The organism is Streptococcus sp. DD04 (assembly GCF_001578725.1).
Lineage (GTDB): Bacteria > Bacillota > Bacilli > Lactobacillales > Streptococcaceae > Streptococcus > Streptococcus sinensis.
The window spans coordinates 150,548-153,954 of sequence record NZ_KQ968977.1; the positions used below are offsets into that span (position 1 = coordinate 150,548).

At 41.2% G+C, this 3,407-nt stretch carries 4 protein-coding genes; all 4 read right to left on the reverse strand.

Going from position 1 to position 3,407, the window contains the following annotated elements; translation table 11 throughout:
* Positions 1-53 precede the first annotated feature (53 nt).
* Positions 54-1,199, reverse strand: coding sequence for an FtsX-like permease family protein (locus STRDD04_RS03470; protein WP_062199375.1), 1,146 nt, complete (start codon positions 1,197-1,199; stop codon positions 54-56).
* Positions 1,200-1,202: 3 nt separating this feature from the next.
* Entirely contained in the window at positions 1,203-1,883 is a 681-nt protein-coding gene (locus STRDD04_RS03475; protein ID WP_062199377.1) for an ABC transporter ATP-binding protein, read from the reverse strand.
* Positions 1,876-2,457, reverse strand: a complete 582-nt coding sequence (locus STRDD04_RS03480; RefSeq protein WP_062199380.1) for a TetR/AcrR family transcriptional regulator — start codon at positions 2,455-2,457, stop codon at positions 1,876-1,878. Before STRDD04_RS03480 ends, STRDD04_RS03475 begins: the two co-directional genes overlap by 8 nt.
* 112 nt (positions 2,458-2,569) lie before the next feature.
* On the reverse strand, positions 2,570-3,407 hold an 838-nt coding region (gene galE, locus STRDD04_RS03485), incomplete at its 5' end, for a UDP-glucose 4-epimerase GalE (protein WP_231853879.1).

Consider the following 3,407-nt stretch of genomic DNA (forward strand, 5'->3'; position numbering starts at 1 on the left):
ATAAAAAAGGCTTTCATACAGGTTTTTCCTGCATAAAAGCGAGATGAGGTTTCTTATTCAGCTAGCATGACTTCTTTAAGACTCAATCGTCTAATAGCTCGGAAATAATAAGCGACAAGAAATTCATAAACCATTACAAAAGCTAAAAAAGCAAGGAAACAAAGCTGCATATCAAATGAGTAATCAGGTACGCCTTGAACGTCTTTTACGATGACTTTAAGCAATAATTTCATGATTCCGTATTGATAAGCTGTTCCTAAGACAAAGCCTAGATAAGCCACTACTCGATATCTGGCTAGAATAACTTGATAACATTCCTTTTGACTGTAACCAAAGGCCTTCATCAGAGCTAGACTAGCTTTATTTTCTTGAACAACTGTTCCTAAACAGAGCAGCAAAACCGAAAGCGACAACACAAGCCCTATGCCCATCATCATGGCTTGAATACTGCCATCAATAAACTCTTTCATTCCAAAGGAAAGCTGCATCATGGCTGCAAAGGAAAAAGCTGCAAAAATGACAAAGAAAATCAGAAGTTTCCGTTGATAAAAATGAACTGCACTCAGCTCTTTCAAAAATGGTCGGTCAGATTTTACCTTGTGACGCTTATGCTTGACCCGCGTCAATTCTAGTCTCCTCAGCAAATAGAGACTCGGTTGATTTAGTTTAATAGCAGCGTAGCCAATCCCTAATAGAGCAAAAATAAGGGTCGGCAAGACAACTAAAGCCCCCAGCAATTCCCAATGAAAATGAATGTTAATAAGAGGCAGCAGAGATTTTTGATTTCGCAAATCATAAAAATCCTGCATAAAGAAGAATGAAGCTCCGAAACCAAGGAATGTTCCTAGAAAAACCGAAAAGCTAAAGACCCAGAAATGCTTGGCCAATTCGAAATTTTGGTAGCCTAAAGCTTTGAGAATTCCTAGCTCCTCTTTATGACTATCAATAAACTGCTTGATATAAAAGAATAAAAGCAAAACTGCTAAGAAAGAGAGAACACCTCCACTCACCAAGGAAACAAATTTAGCAATGAGGACTTGAGCATCATAGTAGGCCTTAGCAGGTTGAGATAACTTCTCAATATTGATTGCTTGAAGATCAATATAAAAATTGACAAATAAAGTAGAAACTAACACCGCACAAAAACTGATTATTGATACAACAAACAGCTTGCGTAAATCCTTAATACCGATTACCATAGCCTACCATCCAATCTCTTCTACGCTTTTTGGCTCTTCATTAACCAAAATCTCTTGGATTTTTCCGCTGTTTATCTTGACAACTGTCTTAGCTAGCTGAGCGATATGCTCATTATGAGTGACCATTACCAGAGTAAAACCAAGTTCTTCTTTCATTTGAGCAACGTAGGAAAGAATCTGGCGACCAGTCGCTTCATCTAAAGCTCCTGTTGGTTCATCAAGAAAAAGGACCCGTGGTTTCTTCGCTAAGGCTCTGGCAATAGCCACGCGCTGCTGCTCTCCTCCTGATAATTCACTAGGATATTGGTGAAGTTTGTCCCTAAGCCCCATTGCTTCAAGGACTGGCAGGTACTCTTGATTATTTGCTAGGTGGGCTCCCATTTTAACATTCTGCTCTACTGTCAGCTCTTGCAATAGATAATATTGTTGGAAAATGAAGGCAACCTGTTCCTTACGAAACTTTGTCAGCTGGCTTTCGCTCAAAGAGGCAATGTTTTCCCCATCATATAGAACCTCGCCCTGATCTGGCTTTTCTAAGCCTGAAAGAATATTGAGTAAGGTTGATTTACCTGAGCCAGAAGCTCCTAAAATAACCAAATAATCTTGGTCTGCAATCTGTAAATCAATACCTTTTAAAATTTCATTGGTACCATAAGACTTTCTAACTTCCTTTAGTTCAATCATGATTTCCTCCCAATAATTCTTTTATAAAAGCTGTAAATACTTGTGTCAGCATAGGCAGCAGTTCTGCTGATGAAAATCGATAGATTCCTGCAGCAGTCATACTGGCAATTCCGTGTGAGTAAATAAATAGATGTTGGTAGAGCTGCTCTGACAGTTGTCTTGAGAGTCCATATTCCTCTTGAATAGACCGAATCATTTTTTCATAACTGTAATCTTTGATTGGCAAAAAGTCAGCAAACTTATCGATGCGACGCTCAGGCTCATTCATAAAAATCAATTGAAAAAGCTGGGGCTCCTCAGCTGCAAATCGGATATAAGCAATCCCAACAGCACGAAAGGCTTTTTCTTCCTGCAAGGCAATTTCAACCTGTTTGACAAAGGTCTTCTCAGCAGCAATGACGATCGCTTTGCTCAACTCTTCCATGTTATCAAAGAGACCAAAAATGACCTTAGAAGAGGACTTTAATTTAGCAGCAACAGCTCGTGCCGTGACAGCCGACCTCCCCTCTTCTCGAACAAGATCTAAACAAGCTTCAATTATTTCTTCTTTAGTGAATTTATTTTTTGGAGGCATTGATATCTCTTTCTAATACAAATGTTGCGCAACGATTGTTTCTTTATAAAATTTAATCATAATCTGATTAAAAAAGCAAGAAAAAACCAGCTTTTCTAGCTGGTTCGTCAGTTTATCCTCTGTCATCATAGCCATTCGGATGACTGGAATGCCATTTCCAAGCGGTTTCGATAATGGTTTCGATATTGTCAAATTTCGGCTGCCAGCCCAGAACCCTTCTTGCTTTCTCAGAGGAAGCAATCAGCGTATCCGGATCACCTGGGCGCCGCTCTGCTATTTCCAAAGGAATCGGATGTCCGGTCACCTTGCGAGCTGCTTCTACAATTTGCAGGTTAGAAAAGCCAGTCGAGGAGCCAAGATTAAAAGCATCCGAAGGCTGACCGGCACGCAGATACTCAACCGCTAAAATATGAGCGTCAGCTAGGTCGAAAGGATGGACATAATCGCGAACATTAGTCCCATCAGGAGTGTCGTAGTCGTCACCAAAAACGGCAATCTTCTCACGTTTGCCCTGAGCCACCTGAAGCACGATCGGTAGGAGATGGGTTTCAGGTCCGTGGTCCTCGCCAATCGAGCCGTCGGGCTTAGCACCAGCTACATTGAAATAACGCAGAGCAACAAACTTGATGCCATAGGCCTGGTCTGCCCAACGCATAATGGTCTCCATCATAAGCTTGCTCTCACCATAAGGATTGATAGGCTTTTGCGGAGTCGTTTCCAGTATCGGCACTTCCTCAGGAATACCATAAGTCGCCGCTGTCGAAGAAAAGATAATGTTTTTAACGCCGCATTCCTGCATGACTTCCAAGAGAGAAACCATGCCGGCTGTGTTATTGTCAAAATACTTGAGCGGGTCCACCATAGACTCTGCCACCAGTGAAAAAGCAGCAAAGTGAATGACTGCATCGATAGATGGATATTTGGCAAAGACATCACGCATAAAGTCCTTA

What these genes read in the sequence shown, in the direction of transcription:
- STRDD04_RS03475 (WP_062199377.1), bottom strand. Translation starts at nt 1,883, where the DNA reads ATGATTGAACTAAAGGAAGTTAGAAAGTCTTATGGTACCAATGAAATT.
- STRDD04_RS03480 (WP_062199380.1), bottom strand. Translation starts at nt 2,457, where the DNA reads ATGCCTCCAAAAAATAAATTCACTAAAGAAGAAATAATTGAAGCTTGT.
- STRDD04_RS03470 (WP_062199375.1), bottom strand. Translation starts at nt 1,199, where the DNA reads ATGGTAATCGGTATTAAGGATTTACGCAAGCTGTTTGTTGTATCAATA.